Raw genomic sequence first — 16933 nt, forward strand, 5'->3', positions numbered from 1 at the left:
TTACAAGTTTAGCTTTTTAGTGATAATAATCGCATCATTAGTAACAAATGGCATTGGCATCATTTCTTCGGTTCTTGGAGCGATTGAAAAACTACTATTTTCTAACAAATCATAAGAAATCTCGTTTAAAATTACATCAAAATCATAATCTTTTAAAACAGAAAAAGATAAAGTAACCTCTTTGTCTACATTCGCTAATTGGTAGACCAAAAAAGTTCCCTTTTTAACGCTGTAATTCTTACCATTATTTACCAAAACATCGTTTACTTTAAATTGATGAAAATTAAGTTCTTTCTTGGTAATAAGTTCTAGCTTATTTACTTTTCTTTCTGGCAAAATGGTTAGCTCTAAAAAACGTTTGTTACCAATAATAGTATCTATTTCTATATTTACAGTTGATGGTGGTATATTTTTAAAATCTGTCTTTTTATGATAGGTAAAACGTGTATTGTATTTGCTCTTGGTTTCTGCATTAACAATACTTCCTTTGGTGGCATTCTCGTCAAAAATTTGTTTTGTATAATTGTCTAAAGTATTATTATACGTGCCAAAATAAGCTGTTTTATCATCAGAATTTTGAATGTAAACAATACTGTTTGGTTTTTTATTATCAATAGAAAAACCACTATTATAAGTAGCTAATCCAAAGAAAATAATTGTAAATAAACCAGCTGTTTTTTGCATCCAAAATGTTTTCTTTTGGTGAAATGTAAGAATCATTAATCCAAAAACTAGTGCAATTAAAATTCCGCTTACAAAAAGTATTTTTAGGCCTAAACCTACTGGAAACATTTTTATTAAAGGAGCAAAAATATAAATGATTGGAATTGATATGATTGTAAATAAAATTCGTTTTGATTTTTCTTCTAAATCCATAAAAATAGCAACTGCTAAAATTATCAAAGCGCAAAAAACAGGAATAATAAAAAAACCAGCTCCTTTTAATGAGCCACTAATTAAAATGTTAATAATTAACCAAATTAAAATTGGTGCAATTAATAAATCTGTTGTTTTTTCATGTTTGGCAATGTATTTATAGGTTTTAAATAAAAGCCAAAGGTTTAAAAACGCAAAAGCAGCAATATATTGGTAACCATTGTAGGTAAAACCGTGTAAAATATCTTGATATTGTGGGTGAATTATCAATAATAATTTCCATAAACCAAAGGATACTCCTCCACAAAGAAGTGTGGATAAGAGAAAAACTCCTAAACCTTTTGAAATTCCGTTTACAGAGAGTTTTCTTTTTTTAAATCCGAAGAAAACGATAACAATAAAAAGAATAGTAGCAATAATTAACATGGGAATTACCCAAGAAAAAGGATAAATAACCAGTTTTACAAAAGGGAAATTTACATAGACAAAATCTTCATCAGAATTAAGGTTAGATAAATCTGCATTGGCAAAATAGTTTAAAGTAGTTGTAAAATAATCTGCTTGGTGTAAAAGTGTTTCTCTGTCTAACCTTGGGTAAGAATCTTGTGCTGTATGATAATCGAAATGATCGCCAATAAAAGCAAAATTAAATCCGTTTATATTTGCATCTTCTCTAAAAACAGTTAAATCTGTATCATTGGGTAATTTTTTATAAATGCTATACATTAAAGAATTTGCAGCAGGATAATTGGGTTTTGCAGCTAAAAATTCTGATAATAATTTGCTGTTTTTTCCATTGGTTTCCATCAACATATAACTTGGACCTCCACTTCCTCTAGCTTCAAAATTTAAAACCAGTCCAATATTTTTTGCCCAAGAATGTTCGTTTACAAATGCTTGAGCACCAAGTAAACCTAGTTCTTCTGCATCAGAAATTAAAATAATAATATCGTTTATTGGTTGTTTATTTTGGGCTAAAAAAGCTCTAACGCCTTCTAATATTGTAACAACTCCAGAACCAGCATCGCTTGCACCAAGTGAAGAATGTGGGTTAGAATCATAATGTGTTAATAACAGCAATGCTTTTTTGTCTGTAGTGCCCTTAATTTTGGCTATGATGTTTTGTGCTGTTGTTGCTGCTACCCATTTTTTATTAATAGCTGTTTGGGTTTGAATTTCTGTTGATAACCCCATCTGTTGTAGTTCTTTTACAATATAGTCTTGAACGTTTTTATGGTTTTTAGAACCTACAAAATGGGTTTCTTTACTAATGTTTTTTAAATGATGCAAAGCATTATCTATAGAAAAATCTGTTTTTGATTCTTTTTTTTGATTTGATAAAGAAGGTTTTAAATCGGAAAAACTCCAATAAATTGTACCAAGAATAATTAATACAGAAACAAGAGAAGAAAATGCTTTCATTTTAAAAAATAAGTTTTTATAAAAGTATGAAATAAAAAAAACTTAGACTAAATGTTGGATAAAACAGAAAAATCACTAAATTTAAAACAAACTAAAACTAATTATTATGGGTATTAAAAGCTTTCAAGGAAAAAGAGATACGAGTCAAAAAAAAGAAGAAGCGCAAATTTTAGTGTCTGATTATATGACTACAAAATTAGTTACTTTTAAAGCAGAAGATTCTTTAGATCATGTTATAGAACAATTAATTACTTATAAAATTTCTGGTGGACCAGTGGTTAATGATAAAAATGAATTGATTGGTATTATTTCTGAAACAGATTGTATTAAACATATTTCTGAAAGCAAATATTATAATATGCCTTCTGATACGAACAATACTGTTGGTAAATATATGGTTACAGATGTAGATACAATAGATAAGGACATGAATATTTTTGATGCCGCCTTTAAATTTATTAGCTCACATAGAAGAAGGTTTCCTGTAGTAGAAAACGGAAAATTAATTGGGCAATTAAGCCAAAAAGATGTTTTAAAAGCTGCTATTAGTGTACAGGGAAATACTTGGAAGTAAAAAAATCTTATTTTACTCATAAATTCATTTTTCTATTTTTATAATACTTATAAAAAAAATAAACAGTAATTAGGAAAAAGACAAATGTTATAAGGGTTATAATTATTAGAAAGTTAATAGAAAAGCCTCTTTCTAGTAAAGAATCACTATGTTTCTTTGGGTTAAAATAAACGTTAACTTTTTTATTTTTAAAATATTTTTTTGTTGGTTTTGAAATATGTTACAGATCTCTTTTAATCAACAAAAAAGTTTCATTTTCTAAGGGCAAATACCCTTCATCATAAATATAAAAATAAGTGTTTCCTGTTTTAGTTTTATAGATAGAGGTAAAAAAATTAAAGTCGAAACCTTTATCATACAATTTTGTTCTAGAAACTTTTGTTTTACCAGAGACGTTTAATTCTGATAAAATTTTATAATTTTTTCTTAGCCTATTATTTATGTTTCTAATTAAGTTTTTACTGTCTTTGTTTATCTTATTATTAAAGGAGTTTCTACAATAGTCTGAACAAAATTTTTTATCAACCCTGCCTTTAACAACGTCTCCACATTCTAAGCATTTTTTATTTTCCATAGTTTTCTTTTTTTAATTCGTACCAATTTACTTTTACATCTTTGTAATCAAATTCGTTTACAAATTGCAATCCAATTTTTTGTAAAATTTTATTAGAACCAATATTTTCTATGTCTGCAGCTCCATATATGGTTTGGTAGTTCATTATTTTAAACCCATATTCCAAGCAAGCTTTGGCAGACTCTAAAGCATACCCTTTTCTCCAATATGTAGGTATAAATCTGTAGCCAATATCAATAAAGTTTTTAAAGCCATTTAAAGACTCTTTATTGCCTTTATTTAACTTTAGTCCAGACCAACCTATAAACTCTTTAGACTCTTTTTCGATTACTGCAAAACGTCCAATTCCTCTTTCTTTGTATTGTTTTCTAATAAAATTAATATTTTCTTCAGCCTCTTTTTTAGTTGTAATCGGATTTTTTCCTAAATATTTATGTACTTTAATATTAGAATCTAAAGCAAACATTGCATCAATATTACTTTCTTCTATTTCTTTAAGAATAAGTCTTTCTGTTTCTATATAAAATTTCATCTCTATAAAAGTAAATAAAAATATCCGTTTACAAACGGATATTTTTTAAACAAAAAAAGGATAAACGTTATGTTTATCCTTTTTAGGCACTTATTTAGGGGAAATTTTTTAAAATCCTGTACCAGGAGCTTCAGGGCTTTGTGCCTGGGCTTTTTGGGGGTTTAAAATCATATAAGTTCCTAATGCAGTTAAAGCAGCATATTTACCATAATTACCAATTTTTTTTATGGCTTCTTTACGAGTAATATCTTGGTTTTTATTTTCTATATTTTTTTTCATGATGTTTTCTATTTTAGGTGGGTAGATTATTGTAATACTATTTTTTTGCTTAATTGTCCTGTGTTTGTTTTTACGTTTACTATGTAAACACCAGTAGATAATTGTGGTAAACTAATGGTGTTACTATTAGAAGCTTTGAAAGAAGTTGTAAAAACATTTTTACCTAAAGTACTAAATATAGAAATAGATGCATTTCCTTTTTGTAATCCAGTAATTCTTAAATTAGAGTTGTTTGTTTTATATATGCTTACTGTATTTAATAATTCTGAATCTGTGTTTAAAACATTAGAAGTTTTGGTATGTAAAAAGAATCTTCCTATTGTAGATGCTTCTGTAACCTTGGTTTTGTATTCTGAATTTTCTACATCTAAACGTGTAAATGTATTTTCTAACCTATCTTCTAAAAATACTTTATAACCATTTGGTATATTTATAGATTTTGCAGAAAAAACTATTTCTGTATTGGCTACAGCATTTACACCAACTGGAACTACCATGTTTTCGTAATCTGAATTTGGTAAAGATTGTATTGCTAGCTTTTTACCAGTATTGTTTTCTACTAAATTTGTGTATACTGCAAAATTATTTCCTAAACCGCTGAATAAAGAGCTATCATATCCATTATCAAAAGATGTAGTTTTGTTGTCTATATATCTTATAGAAGTTTTACTGTTAGCTTTGTTATTGGTAATAGATAAATCAATTTCAAATCTATTATTAGAAGCATTCTTTAAAAAAGTATTTCCACTACCATGAGTTTGCATAGCTTCTTTAAATTTAAAATTTGTTGTTGCTGCTAAAACTTTAGCTTTCACAAAAAAACCTTGAACTGGAGCTATATTAAATGCGGCATCAGATTGATTTTTTGTTGTAAAAGTTTCACTTGTTCCATTCCAAAGCCAAATTGTATTTTCTTCTAGATTGGCTGAGTTTTCTGTAATAATGTTATTTGTTGCATTTGCATTAGAGTTTGCAAATAAGTAACTTGTATATGGGTTACCAACTAAAATAAAATCGCTAGTTGTAGAGATTGGCATCTGGTAATTAATGTCTGTATCTACAATTTTACCTTTAAATTGAGTATCTGGTTGTGCAGTATTTGCAGTATTATTTAGTTTAGTACTATATCCTTTACCAACTACAAATTTATCAGTTCCAGAAGGAAAAGGGTCTGCAAAATATACGTATTTTGCTCCAGCACCATTGGTGTCATCATAAGTTGCTAATGATGATTTACTTGCATTTGTTACAATAGTTTTACTATTACTAGCATAAAGATCTAATCTTGCCTGTTTTACTGGTGCAGAGATTAAGTGCCATTTATCATTATTTGGTAACCTATAAGTTGCAGTTACATTTGTTCCTGAATAAGTTCCGCCTAAAGTTAAAGTACCCATATTATTTGGACCAGCAACAAATCTTAATCTGTTATTACCAACTGTAGTAACATTATTTGTAACTGTTAAACTTTTGCCTGCATTTATTTGTAAAAAGCCATTGTTTATGGTAATACTTTGTGCAAACTGGCCACTAACTTTTAATTTAATTTCATGTTCTATAATTACATCATCTGTTGCTGTGGGAACAGCACCTCCTACCCATGTTGCAGCAGCTGTATAATCACCATTTGCAGCAGATGTTATTTGTGCATTTATTGCTACTGAAGCTAGTAAGCATATTGTTAGTAAAATTTTTCTCATAATATTTGATTTTTAGTTAATTATTAATTTTTTAGTTGCTACATTGTTGTTTATATCATAGATTTTAAGGAAGTAAACCCCGCTGTTTACATTTGATACATCTAAACTTTTATTACTTAATTTCTTTGTTTCTAAAACTTTTTTACCAATTAGATTAAACAACTGAATTGTTGCTAATTTAACATCAGTTTTTATAAATAACAAACCGCTGCTTGGATTTGGATAAATAGATACACTAGAAGTAAACTCATTATTTTTAATATTTAATACAGGATAAGAGAATTGTGAAGTAACATTATCAAAAGAAACTGTATCTGCATTTTTTGCTGGACTAGAATCTTTTATTTTTAGTTTAACTTGTATTTTATTAAAAGCTTTGGTTAGAGGTTTGTTAAAAGTAATTGTTTCCCATGTATCTGCAGCAGAAACTGATTTTTTTCCAGTTGTTGCTGTTTCTAACACAGCACCAGATGCATCAATTGTTTTAAATACAGCTTGTATTTCTATTGTTGTATTGTTAGATTTCGCATCAAAAGTTATAGAAATATCAGATGGGTTTACAGTTTTACCAAAATCATGCTCAACGTTATCTAAAAAGTTACTTCCTGTAATGTCTTGATTAAAAGTTAATACTGCAGCAGTTGTGCTTCCATTACCTGTACCAGAAGATAAAGTAACATCTGCTCCAGAAGCAGACCAACTATCTAAAGAACCAGTTTCAAAATCGCCATTAGAAACGTAGGAATTTTCTGTTGTTGTTTGGATAAACTCTACATCATCAATAAGATAGGTAGCATTCTTAGTTCTACCAATTATTCTAATATTAATTTCATCAGTAGTTAAATTATTAAAGGTTGTTGTGTATTCTTCCCATACATCAGTTGCTTTAATAGTATAATTTGTACCTCCATTAAAGCTTCCTTGAAATACGTCTCCTCTAATTTTAGTGTCTTTTGTGCCTTTTACTTTAAATTTAAGTAAGTAGTTTCCAGCTGATGCAGGGGTAATATTGTTTTCTATTTTTGCTCCAGAGTTTACAGCATCTGCAGCAACAATTTTTAATGATCCATTACTAGCAGCTCCCATAGAAGCTTCGTAAGAAATGGTTGCAGAGTTTTGAGAAATCCAGCCACTTATATCAGAATCAAAAGTGCCATTAGCAACTTGTGAAAAGCCAACTGTAGAAATTAATAGAAATAATAAAATAGTAATTTTTTTCATAAGAGTAAGTTTATTTGTTAATAATAATTTTAGTGTTTTTTATAGTTTTATCTTGAAAAGAAATCTGCAAGAAATAAATACCGTTAGTAAATTTTGATACATCTATACGATTATCAATACTTTTAAATTTAAACGATTTTCCGTCTAATGCTTTTAAAGATATATTTTTTATTTTTTTTGATGATATAATATTCAAGTATTTTTTTACTGGTATTGGATACAAGTCAAAATGATTTTGTTGGCTATTATTTTCTACGTTTAAAGTACTATTTATTCCTAAAACAGCGTCTTTAACACCAACAACCCAAGTTCTATCTTTAACCTTATAAATGGTTTTATTGGATTTATCTCCTGCATCCCAAACCGTAAAAGAAAAACCTAAGTCTACTGCTTTTTGAGCCAAATATCTGTGAAACTCTTCACGAGATTCTTTTTCAGGCCCTCCATAATTGCCAAAAGTTTCATTAGCGTAATTGTAACCTTTTTCGTTATCTGCTCCAAATTCTCCTAACAAAATAGGAATATTTTTAGATTGCGCCCAAGTTTTTACGGCTCCAAAATTGGTGTCTATCTCAGCTTTATCTGCTGCTGTCCCCCAATCAAAATCATTGTCATTTTCACCAGAAGAAGCTGTAAATGCTCTTGGCCAGTAATAATGATACGTTGCAATTAAGTTGTCATCACTATTTATAACTGCATCACTTATTTGCAGAGCAGCTTCATAAGAATTTTTTGAACCTCCAGTAATAATAATGTTTCTATCTGTATTTTTGCTTCCAGAATTTCTAATAATAGAAATAATAGCTGAATTTAGAGTATCCATCTCAGTATCACTAATCCAAAAGTAAGGCTCGTTAATTATTTCAAATAATAAGTTGTCTGAATAATTTTTAAAACGATTGGCTATTTGTGTCCAAATTGCTTTAAATTTTTGGTTATCTGCGGCTCTTTTTGCAGAGGTTGGGTGTGTATAATAATTTGCCCATTTTGCTTTTGAACTAAATGTATAGGCAAATTCTTTTTTTAGAGTACTACCATGAAAATCCAAAATTGTTATCAATCCGTTGTTCAAAGACCAATTAATTACTTGTTCTAACCTATCTAAATAAGAACTACTTACTACGTAATCTGAAGAACTACCTGAGTAACTCGCGGCTGTATTTTCATTTTTAGAATAACCAGATGTATCTCCAGAAGTTCTGCTTCCAAAAAAATCTATAGGAATTCTTACTGTTTTAAAACCAGCGCTTTTAATATCTTGAAAATAACTTTCTGTAAATGCTGGAGCCCAGTTACCTTCTACAGGAGCACTCAAAACATTTCCAGCATTGATACCTCTACCCATATTAACTACCATTTGGCTAGGGGATATCTGTCCAAACGCAGTTAATGAGATAGAAATGAATATTAATAAAAAGATATTTTTCCGTTTCAAGACTTATTTCTTTTTACCTTTTTTTCTAGCTTTTAGTTGCTCTTTAGTAAGAACCTCTGAGAATATTTTTTTAAAGTAAGATTTATTTAATTTCTGTTTATCTTCTTTACTAGCGTCTTTGCCAAGTTTTCTATAAGCAGATATTCTTTCTACGTGAATTTTAATTGCTTTTGCTTTTTGCTCATCAGAAAGAGATAAAGATTTATCTCCTTTAATAATTTCTGCATTTAGTTTTTCTACTAATTCAGTTGCTTTTTTTTCTATCTTTTTTAATCCTTTTTTTGATTGCGAAAAAGTTGCTGTAGAAAATCCTACAAATAGGATACATAAAAATACTATTTTTTTCATTGGTGCCTGATATTTAAAATTTTGCTCTTTATTGAGGTTGTGAAATTCGGATATTATTCCATTTTTAAGGTTCAATTACTGTCGGATAAAGTTTAAAAAACGTGAAAACCTTGCAAAATCAATAGATTAAGAAGGTTTTTTGTTAGTTTTTGTGTTAAAAAAAAACTCTTATAAAGTTAAAATTGATGATAATTAGGGTAAAATAACATTTAAAAGAAGTGAAAAATTGACCAGAAAATTAATTTTTATGTTAAATTTTTATTAAAAAAGAGCTTGCAATCCATTAAAATTTTCTTCTAAAATAACTTCAGGATCACCACCTTTTACATGACCTAAAATATTAAAAGGCCCTTTGTAGTTTAAATCTAATAATTGCTGAATCATTTGTTTTTCTAAAGTGCCTTTTCCAATAGTAATAATTTTAGGACCTTCTGCTTTCATACCATTTAAACTAACAGACCATAAGTAAGGGAGTAATTTTTTTATGTTGTTAGAGTAATCATCTAGAGTATCGTGTGCGTGATGAAAATTAAAAACAACACCCAAATCTTCTTCAGGTAATGCTTTTATAATTCGCAATTGATTTTCTGGCTTCCCAAACCAACCACCATGATTATATAACCCAATCTTACAACCTATTTTTTTTGCTCTTTTAGATAAATAAGAAATCATTTCTACAGCTTGTTTAAAAGATTCTTTCTCTGAAAGTTTGTCAAAATATTCTGGATAAAATCCTACCCATATTTGGGTTTTTAGTTCAGCTTTTTCTAAATTTTTAAAAACAACCTCAGCATCTGGTCTTAATTTGCCAATTGTATCTTTAAAAAGATTTACATATAACCAAACTGCTTTAATTTTAATTTTTTCTTTTTTAGCCATTTGCCATTCTTGTAACATTGTAGGTACATGTTTTGGTCTATAACCATAAGCATATTGGTTGTAACCTAATTTTTTTAACATTTCTAAACGTTGTTTAGGTGTTCTTTCTTTTACATCAAAACCTACTATAGACCAAGGTATTAAGTTCTCTTTTTTAAAAACAGCTATTTCTTTTTTAGTGTTATTACATGAAAAAGACATAAGAATAATAATGATAAATGTTGTTAGAGTTATTTTCATTTTTTTAATATAATAAACATACCTTGTATTTAAAGTCTAAGTATGTTGGGAAAGATTTTATTTTAATCGTTTTTAATAAATTTATTAGAAAAAAACAAAGTTGTAATAGCATTTAAAAAGAACATGATTTTTTTCATAAGAAGAAATTGTTTTGTGATTAGATTATTTTCAAAGTTATTAGTAAAACGAATTAAATAGGTTTATAAACTATCAAATAAAGTATAATAATTGTTAGTAATTTTTTAGCTAAATAGTTATTTTTTTGTTTGATTTTTAAAAAAAGTTAGTGCCCAAGATTTACATGTTATGTAAACAATACAACTACAAATAATATATTTATTAGACTCCTATTTCTATTACATGTTAAAAAATCTATTAAATTTACTTGTTTAAAACGAGTAAAAACAAGATACTTTTCTATTAAACGCTTTATCTCTACAGTAATATTTTTAACTCAAAAAAATACAGATGAAACTTAAATATATAAAAACATTTATTTACTTAATAATATTAATGTTTATGAATAAATCTTTTAGTCAATCAGAGAGTTCTCTTCAAAAACTTATGTGGCTTACAAGTAATTTTAAAGAGTATGATTTATTAAAAGAAAAAAAAGTAGATAGTTTAAGTAATTTATTAAAAAAAACTAAGCAAGATGATTTAGAAAAAAGATACAAATTTAATACAGCACTTTTTAATGAGTTTAAAGTATTTAAAAGAGATTCTGCATTTCATTACGCTTTTCGTGCAAAAAAATTGGCTTATAAATTAAAAAATAAAGAAACTATTGCTATAGCCACAATAAATCTTGCAGAGATTTTAGTTGCATCTGGTATGTATAAAGAATCTTTAGACTATTTAAATTCAATAGATTCTTTAATATTGCCAAGAAATATACGTTCTATATATTATGGTATAAAAGGAAGAACTTATGGAGATTTGGCAGAATATAATACTATTTCTTATTTTTCTAAAGATTATTCAAGGTTAGCAGAAAAATATAGGCTTTTAGCATTACAAAATACCGAAAAAGAAACTTTTTATCATTCTTTTCTTAAAGCTTATATAAATCTAAAAGACAACAAAATAGAAGATGCTATAATTGCATTTAAAAGAATTAAGAATTCTAACATTTCTTCTGGAGAACAAGCTATCTTAAATTACATGCTTGGTAAAGCCTATAAAGATTTAGGTAAAAAACAAGAAGCGATAGATTATTTTGTAGCATCTACCATAGCAGATATCAAAGGCTCTACAAAAGAATCGTTATCTATGATTTTGCTCTCTCAAATATTGTTTGAAATAGGCGATTTAGAAAATGCTTCAAAATTAATACAGAAATCAAATATAGATGCCATTTTTTATGGAGCTCAACAACGTAAACTACAAATTGGAAAAATTTTACCCTTAATAGGAGACGAAATTGTAAAAAGTGTTGAGATAGAACGCAACAAATTATATTGGCAATACATTGCAGTAACTTCATTTTCTTTACTACTATTCTGTTTTACAGTAATAGTAATTATACAATTTAAAAAACTTCAAAAAACTAGAAAAATACTTTCTATTGCACATAAAAATCTTCAAAATACAAATAGAAAAGTGTTAGATGTTAATACACAACTTATAGAAGCAAATAAGATAAAAGATGAGTATCTAGGATTTTTTTTTACAGAATATGATAATATTTTTGAAAAATTTAATGCGCTTAAAAATAATTTAATTGATGATATTGAAAATGAAAACTATAAAAAAGCAAAATTTGACCTGTCTAAATACAATTTAAAAAAAGAGAAACAAAAACTACTTTATAATTTTGATACTGCGTTTATAAATCTTTTTCCAAATTTTGTAGATGTTTTTAATGGACTAATGCAAAAAGATTTTAAAGTAAAACTTAAAGAGGGGCAAATTCTAAATAAAGAATTAAGAATTTTTGCACTATTAAAATTGGGAATAACTCATAATGATAAGATTGCTCAAATTTTAGACTATTCTGTTAATTCTATATATGCTTTCAAAAGTAGAGTTAGAAAAAACTCTATTTTTAATAACGACAAGTTTGATAAAGAGCTAATTAGAAATACTTCTATAAAGATTTAAGTTAAATATAGCTTATAAAGCCCCAAAATAATCTATATAAAAAAATGCTCATTATTAATGTAAAATCTTAATTATAAGGGTTTTATGTTTTTAATTAGTCTATATTTATCTATATGAAATTTTTTGTAGGTTTTTTCAATTCATTTTTTCATTTACTTTGAAGTGTCGTATTCTAGTTATACAATTTTCACAAATTAAATTCAACACAAGATGGAGAAAAATAAATTAAAAATGATTTTAGAGAAAAAATGTACATTATTTTTTTTACTAATTTTTCTTTTTTCGTTTCAAGTATTATTAGCTCAAGAAAATACTAATATTACAATTACTGGTAAAGTTATTGATGAGACTGGAGTACCCTTACCAGGTGCATCTATTTTAGAAAAAAATACTACCAATGGAGTAGCAACAGATTTTGATGGTAACTTTACAATAACAGTATCTAGTAAATCAAGTATTTTAATAGTTAGCTATATTGGTTATAAAAACACAGAAGTTTTAGCAGATAAAAAATTTATTGAAGTAAAACTTAACAATGATGTAGCTGCTCTAGAAGAAATAGTAATTATTGGATATGGAAAAATAAAGGGAAAAGACCTAACAGGTTCTGTAACTACTGTAAATGTAAGTGATATTAAAGAACAACCAGTTTCTAATGTTGGTGATGCTATACAAGGAAGAGCAGCTGGTGTACAAGTTATTACTTCTGGGCAACCAGGTAGTAACCCTACTTTTAGAATTAGAGGGGTAGGAACTATTGGTAACAATAATCCTTTAATTGTTGTAGATGGTGTTCCTTTAAATGGTGGGTTAAATCAAATAAACATGAGTGATGTAGCCTCATTACAAGTTTTAAAAGATGCATCTGCAACAGCAATTTATGGATCTAGAGGAGCAAACGGAGTTGTAATTTTAACCACAAAAAAGGGAAAAAAGGGAAAATCTGAACTAAACTTTGATAGTTTTACAGGTATTGCAAATGCAACAAACTTATTGGATGTATTAAATGCTAGAGAATTTGCAGAGCTAAGTAACGAAATGTTAGTTAATGGAGGAATAACCCCTAATCCTAATTTTACAAATCCAGAATCACTTGGTAATGGAACAGATTGGTTAGACGCATTTTTTAAAGCATCTTTTATTAGAAACTACACATTTTCTTACACTAGAGCGAGTGAAAAATCTAAAATATATACATCTTTTAATACTTTTAACCAAGATGGAATAATTATAAATGATAACTATAAAAGATATATAGTACAATTCAACTCAGACACAGATATAAACGATAATATTAAATTTGGTAATAATTTAAAGCTAAATCACGATATTAAATCATCTGGAGATATTAATATCCAAAATGCTTTACAGTCACTTCCTACACAACCAATATACAGAAGTAATGGTAATTTTTCTGGACCAATTGGGCAGCCTGTTTTTTCTGGTGATGTAGAAAACCCTATAGGAAAAGCCACAACAATAAAAAATTCTACAAAAGGATACAACCTTCAAGGTTCAGTTTTTGGTGAACTTACTTTTTTAAAGAATTTTAAATTCAAAACATTATTAGGTTTAGAGATTAATTCTTGGAAAACACGCACATGGTCTCCATCCTACAAATGGGATTCAGATATTCAGTTAGATGCATTTCTTTCAGAAGGATCCAACCAAAGTGTAACAACCTTATGGGACAATACCTTAACATACCAAAAAAGATTTGATAACGGAATTAACGTAACTGCGGTTGTTGGGACAAGTGCTCAAGAAAATAAATTCGAATTTATTAATGGCTCAATTAGAAACTTTGCCAGCGAATCTACCCAAACGCTTAATAACGGAACAAAACAACCTACTGTTAGAGGTTCAAATTCTGAGTGGTCTATTTTTTCGCTTTTTGCAAGAGCAAATTTTGATTATAAGAGAAAATACTATTTAACAGCTACAGTTAGAAGAGATGGTTCTTCTAGGTTTGGTACTGGTAATAAATACGGTACGTTTCCTTCTGGTTCTTTAGCTTGGAGAATATCTAATGAAGATTTTTTTAAATCTAAAATTGTAAACGATTTAAAACTAAGACTAGGTTATGGTATTACAGGTAATCAAGAAATAGGTAATTATTCTTTTGCATCTACATACAATACTATTTCATATAATTTTAATAACTCTATAGTTGGTGCAGTAGCACCAACAGCATTGCCAAATTCTAATGTAAAATGGGAGTCTCAAGAACAGTTTAATGTTGGGGTAGATGCTGCTTTTTTAGATAATAGAGTAAATCTAACAGTAGATGCTTATGTTAAAAACACAAGAGATATGTTGGTGCCTCAAGCTGTTCCTGTAACTTCTGGTTTTTCAGATATATTTGTACCTTTTGTAAATGCAGGACAAATTAAGAACAAAGGTGTAGAGGTAGTTTTATCAACAAAAAATATCCAAAAAGAAGATTTTAGCTGGGATTCTGATATTGTATTTTCTTTAAACAGAAATAAAGTAATTAATATAAATAGCGATGTTCCTTTAACTAGAGGAAGTATAGGCTTAAATTATAACTTGTCAAGAATTCAAAAAGGATACCCAGTAGATGTTTTTTACGGTTTTGTACAAGATGGTATATTTCAAACCCAAGCAGATGTTAGTAATCATGCATTGCAAGTGCCAGGAAACTCTCCTAGTAATAGTACATCTCCTGGAGACATCAGATTTAAAGATTTAAATAACGATGGTATTATAAATGATTCAGATAGAACATTTATTGGAAACCCTAATCCAGATTTTACTTTATCAATAAACAATACCTTTAGATATAAAGATTTTAGCTTAAACATATTCTTACAAGGTGTTTATGGCAACGAAATTTTTAATGCAAATAGAATTATTACAGAAGGTATGGCTATAACTACAAATCACTCTAAATCTGTACTAAACAGGTGGAGAGGTGTTGGTACAAGCAACACTATGCCAAGAGCTGTTTTTGGAGACCCTAATAACAATTTAAGAGCTTCTAGTAGATATATAGAAGATGGCTCTTATTTAAGGCTAAAAAATGTTTCTTTAGCTTATAATGTACCTGTAGATAAATTAAAAAACAACATTTTTAGTTATGCTAAATTGTATTTATCAGGTCAAAACTTATTTACAATTACAAATTATTCTGGTTTTGATCCAGAAGTAAGTGCAAATGGTATAGATAACAACTTATACCCTGTATCTAGAACCATTTCTTTAGGATTAAATGTAGGATTTTAAAAATATAAAACAATGAAAAATATAAAACATTTCATATCGATTTTTATACTAATTATTAGTATTTCAGGATGTTCTGACGATTTCTTAGACAAAACACCTCCAGATACCATAAATACTTTAAATTTCCCAGAAAATAAAGAGGAGTTAATTACTGTTGTTAATGGTGCATACCAACCCCTACAATGGCCAAAGCTATATAACTTAAGAATGTGGACTTCAGATATTATGGCAGGTAATAGTATTGTTGGAGCTGGTGGAGGCTCAGATGGTATAGAAACTCAAGACATGTCTAATTTTGTAACAGCTACAGACAATGCAGGAGTTTTAGATTTATGGAGAGGCCCTTGGCCAGGTATTTTAATGACAAACATAGTATTAAAAGTAGCACCTGCTTTAGACATAGATAAAGCAATTCAAGACAGGTCTATGGGAGAAGCGTATTTTCTTAGAGCACATTACTACTTCATATTAGTTAGATATTTTGGAGACGTACCAATAATTACTGAACCAGGATCTTCAGATACAGATTTAATGCCATCAAGAAAACCAAAAGAAGATGTGTATGAATTAATTATTAATGATTTTAAAAAAGCCATAGAATTATTACCTACCAAATCTAGCTATAGCAATAACGATATTGGTAGAGCTAGCAAAGGTGCAGCTTTAGGAATGCTAGCAAAAGTTTATCTTACATTAGGTAGATGGAGCGAAGTTGTACCACTTGTAGAACAAGTAGAATCTTTAGGCTTTTCTTTAAATGCTAATTATGCAGATAATTTTAATCCAAATCAAGAAAACTCTATAGAGTCTTTATTCGAAGTTCAATACACAAGTAATGCTGGATATAGTTTTTGGAATAACGAAAACCAAGCATCTTGGACTAGCCCATTTATGGGACCAAGAGGTTCAGGGTTTGTAGGTGGAGGCTTTGGATGGAACCAGCCCACACAAGAGTTTATAGATACCTATGAACAGAATGATTTAAGAAAAGATGTCACAGTCCTTTATAAAGATGGTCCAAATTTTGACGGCAAAGTATATGATCCTGCATTCTCTTTTACAGGGTATAATGTTAGAAAATTTTTAGTGCCAGCAAGTGTAATATCTACTTTTGATAATAGTCCAATGAATTTTCCTGTGCTACGTTTTTCAGATGTTTTATTAATGAAAGCAGAAGCTTTAAATGAAATAGGACAAACAAATTTGGCAGAAAAACCTCTAAACACTGTTAGAAAAAGAGCAGGTTTGCCAAATATTACATCTGGTTTAGATAAAGATTCATTTAGAAATGCTGTTTTAAAAGAAAGAAGAATAGAATTAGCTTTTGAAGGGCAACGTTGGTTTGATTTAATTAGAGTAAATAATGGACAATTTGGGCTAGACTTTTTGCAATCTATAGGAAAATCAAATGCATCTCAAAAACATTTACTACTACCAATACCTCAAATAGAAAGGGATAGAAACCCCAATTTAACGCAAAATTCTGGGTATTAATTTAAAAAAA

The 16933-nt window shown here is 28.3% G+C and carries 13 protein-coding genes; 4 read left to right on the forward strand and 9 right to left on the reverse strand.

Annotated features, from left to right (window positions below):
• Window positions 1–2298, reverse strand: coding sequence for a M28 family peptidase (locus tag ACY2RW_RS01565; RefSeq protein ID WP_490120928.1), 2298 nt, complete (start codon window positions 2296–2298; stop codon window positions 1–3).
• Between the two features lie 106 nt (window positions 2299–2404).
• Between ACY2RW_RS01565 and ACY2RW_RS01570 the strand changes: the two genes are divergently transcribed.
• Window positions 2405–2872, forward strand: coding sequence for a CBS domain-containing protein (locus ACY2RW_RS01570; protein ID WP_490120929.1), 468 nt, complete (start codon window positions 2405–2407; stop codon window positions 2870–2872).
• Between the two features lie 220 nt (window positions 2873–3092).
• Here ACY2RW_RS01570 and ACY2RW_RS01575 read toward each other — a convergent pair whose 3' ends face one another.
• From ACY2RW_RS01575 to ACY2RW_RS01610, 8 genes are all read right to left on the reverse strand, one after another.
• Window positions 3093–3446, reverse strand: coding sequence for a hypothetical protein (locus tag ACY2RW_RS01575; RefSeq protein ID WP_490120930.1), 354 nt, complete (start codon window positions 3444–3446; stop codon window positions 3093–3095).
• Window positions 3436–3978, reverse strand: coding sequence for a GNAT family N-acetyltransferase (locus ACY2RW_RS01580; protein WP_490120931.1), 543 nt, complete (start codon window positions 3976–3978; stop codon window positions 3436–3438). Before ACY2RW_RS01580 ends, ACY2RW_RS01575 begins: the two co-directional genes overlap by 11 nt.
• A 108-nt stretch (window positions 3979–4086) precedes the next feature.
• On the reverse strand, window positions 4087–4257 hold the full coding sequence (locus ACY2RW_RS01585) for a hypothetical protein (RefSeq protein ID WP_490120932.1): 171 nt from the start codon (window positions 4255–4257) through the stop codon (window positions 4087–4089).
• A gap of 26 nt (window positions 4258–4283) precedes the next feature.
• Window positions 4284–5957, reverse strand: a complete 1674-nt coding sequence (locus ACY2RW_RS01590; protein WP_490120933.1) for a T9SS type A sorting domain-containing protein — start codon at window positions 5955–5957, stop codon at window positions 4284–4286.
• 12 nt (window positions 5958–5969) lie between these two features.
• Window positions 5970–7178, reverse strand: a complete 1209-nt coding sequence (locus ACY2RW_RS01595) for a T9SS type A sorting domain-containing protein (protein ID WP_490120934.1) — start codon at window positions 7176–7178, stop codon at window positions 5970–5972.
• A 10-nt stretch (window positions 7179–7188) separates the two neighbouring features.
• The gene (locus ACY2RW_RS01600; protein ID WP_490120935.1) at window positions 7189–8535 is read right to left on the reverse strand and encodes a cellulase family glycosylhydrolase; all 1347 of its coding nucleotides are present in this window, start codon (window positions 8533–8535) and stop codon (window positions 7189–7191) included.
• A gap of 81 nt (window positions 8536–8616) precedes the next feature.
• Window positions 8617–8961 carry a hypothetical protein gene (locus ACY2RW_RS01605; protein ID WP_490120936.1) on the reverse strand — a complete coding sequence of 115 codons (345 nt, stop codon included), beginning with the start codon at window positions 8959–8961 and terminating at the stop codon, window positions 8617–8619.
• 261 nt (window positions 8962–9222) lie between these two features.
• Window positions 9223–10080: a sugar phosphate isomerase/epimerase family protein gene (locus ACY2RW_RS01610; RefSeq protein ID WP_490120937.1), complete on the reverse strand. Its 858-nt coding sequence runs from the start codon at window positions 10078–10080 to the stop codon at window positions 9223–9225.
• A gap of 519 nt (window positions 10081–10599) precedes the next feature.
• Between ACY2RW_RS01610 and susR the strand changes: the two genes are divergently transcribed.
• The 3 genes from susR to ACY2RW_RS01625 all read left to right on the forward strand — a co-directional run bounded on the left by susR (window position 10600) and on the right by ACY2RW_RS01625 (window position 16923).
• Entirely contained in the window at window positions 10600–12183 is a 1584-nt protein-coding gene (gene susR, locus ACY2RW_RS01615; RefSeq protein WP_490120938.1) for a SusR family glycan utilization regulator, read from the forward strand.
• A gap of 210 nt (window positions 12184–12393) precedes the next feature.
• Window positions 12394–15429 carry a SusC/RagA family TonB-linked outer membrane protein gene (locus ACY2RW_RS01620; RefSeq protein WP_490120939.1) on the forward strand — a complete coding sequence of 1012 codons (3036 nt, stop codon included), beginning with the start codon at window positions 12394–12396 and terminating at the stop codon, window positions 15427–15429.
• A 12-nt stretch (window positions 15430–15441) separates the two neighbouring features.
• Window positions 15442–16923 (forward strand): RagB/SusD family nutrient uptake outer membrane protein, encoded by a 1482-nt coding sequence (locus ACY2RW_RS01625; protein ID WP_490120940.1) that lies wholly within the window; start codon window positions 15442–15444, stop codon window positions 16921–16923.
• Window positions 16924–16933 lie beyond the last annotated feature (10 nt).

The organism is Polaribacter sp. 2305UL8-11 (assembly GCF_058147165.1).

What these genes read in the sequence shown, in the direction of transcription:
- ACY2RW_RS01565 (WP_490120928.1), bottom strand. Translation starts at nt 2,298, where the DNA reads ATGAAAGCATTTTCTTCTCTTGTTTCTGTATTAATTATTCTTGGTACA.
- ACY2RW_RS01605 (WP_490120936.1), bottom strand. Translation starts at nt 8,961, where the DNA reads ATGAAAAAAATAGTATTTTTATGTATCCTATTTGTAGGATTTTCTACA.
- ACY2RW_RS01580 (WP_490120931.1), bottom strand. Translation starts at nt 3,978, where the DNA reads ATGAAATTTTATATAGAAACAGAAAGACTTATTCTTAAAGAAATAGAA.
- ACY2RW_RS01590 (WP_490120933.1), bottom strand. Translation starts at nt 5,957, where the DNA reads ATGAGAAAAATTTTACTAACAATATGCTTACTAGCTTCAGTAGCAATA.
- ACY2RW_RS01620 (WP_490120939.1), top strand. Translation starts at nt 12,394, where the DNA reads ATGGAGAAAAATAAATTAAAAATGATTTTAGAGAAAAAATGTACATTA.
- ACY2RW_RS01600 (WP_490120935.1), bottom strand. Translation starts at nt 8,535, where the DNA reads ATGGTAGTTAATATGGGTAGAGGTATCAATGCTGGAAATGTTTTGAGT.
- susR (WP_490120938.1), top strand. Translation starts at nt 10,600, where the DNA reads ATGAATAAATCTTTTAGTCAATCAGAGAGTTCTCTTCAAAAACTTATG.
- ACY2RW_RS01585 (WP_490120932.1), bottom strand. Translation starts at nt 4,257, where the DNA reads ATGAAAAAAAATATAGAAAATAAAAACCAAGATATTACTCGTAAAGAA.
- ACY2RW_RS01575 (WP_490120930.1), bottom strand. Translation starts at nt 3,446, where the DNA reads ATGGAAAATAAAAAATGCTTAGAATGTGGAGACGTTGTTAAAGGCAGG.
- ACY2RW_RS01625 (WP_490120940.1), top strand. Translation starts at nt 15,442, where the DNA reads ATGAAAAATATAAAACATTTCATATCGATTTTTATACTAATTATTAGT.
- ACY2RW_RS01610 (WP_490120937.1), bottom strand. Translation starts at nt 10,080, where the DNA reads ATGAAAATAACTCTAACAACATTTATCATTATTATTCTTATGTCTTTT.
- ACY2RW_RS01595 (WP_490120934.1), bottom strand. Translation starts at nt 7,178, where the DNA reads ATGAAAAAAATTACTATTTTATTATTTCTATTAATTTCTACAGTTGGC.
- ACY2RW_RS01570 (WP_490120929.1), top strand. Translation starts at nt 2,405, where the DNA reads ATGGGTATTAAAAGCTTTCAAGGAAAAAGAGATACGAGTCAAAAAAAA.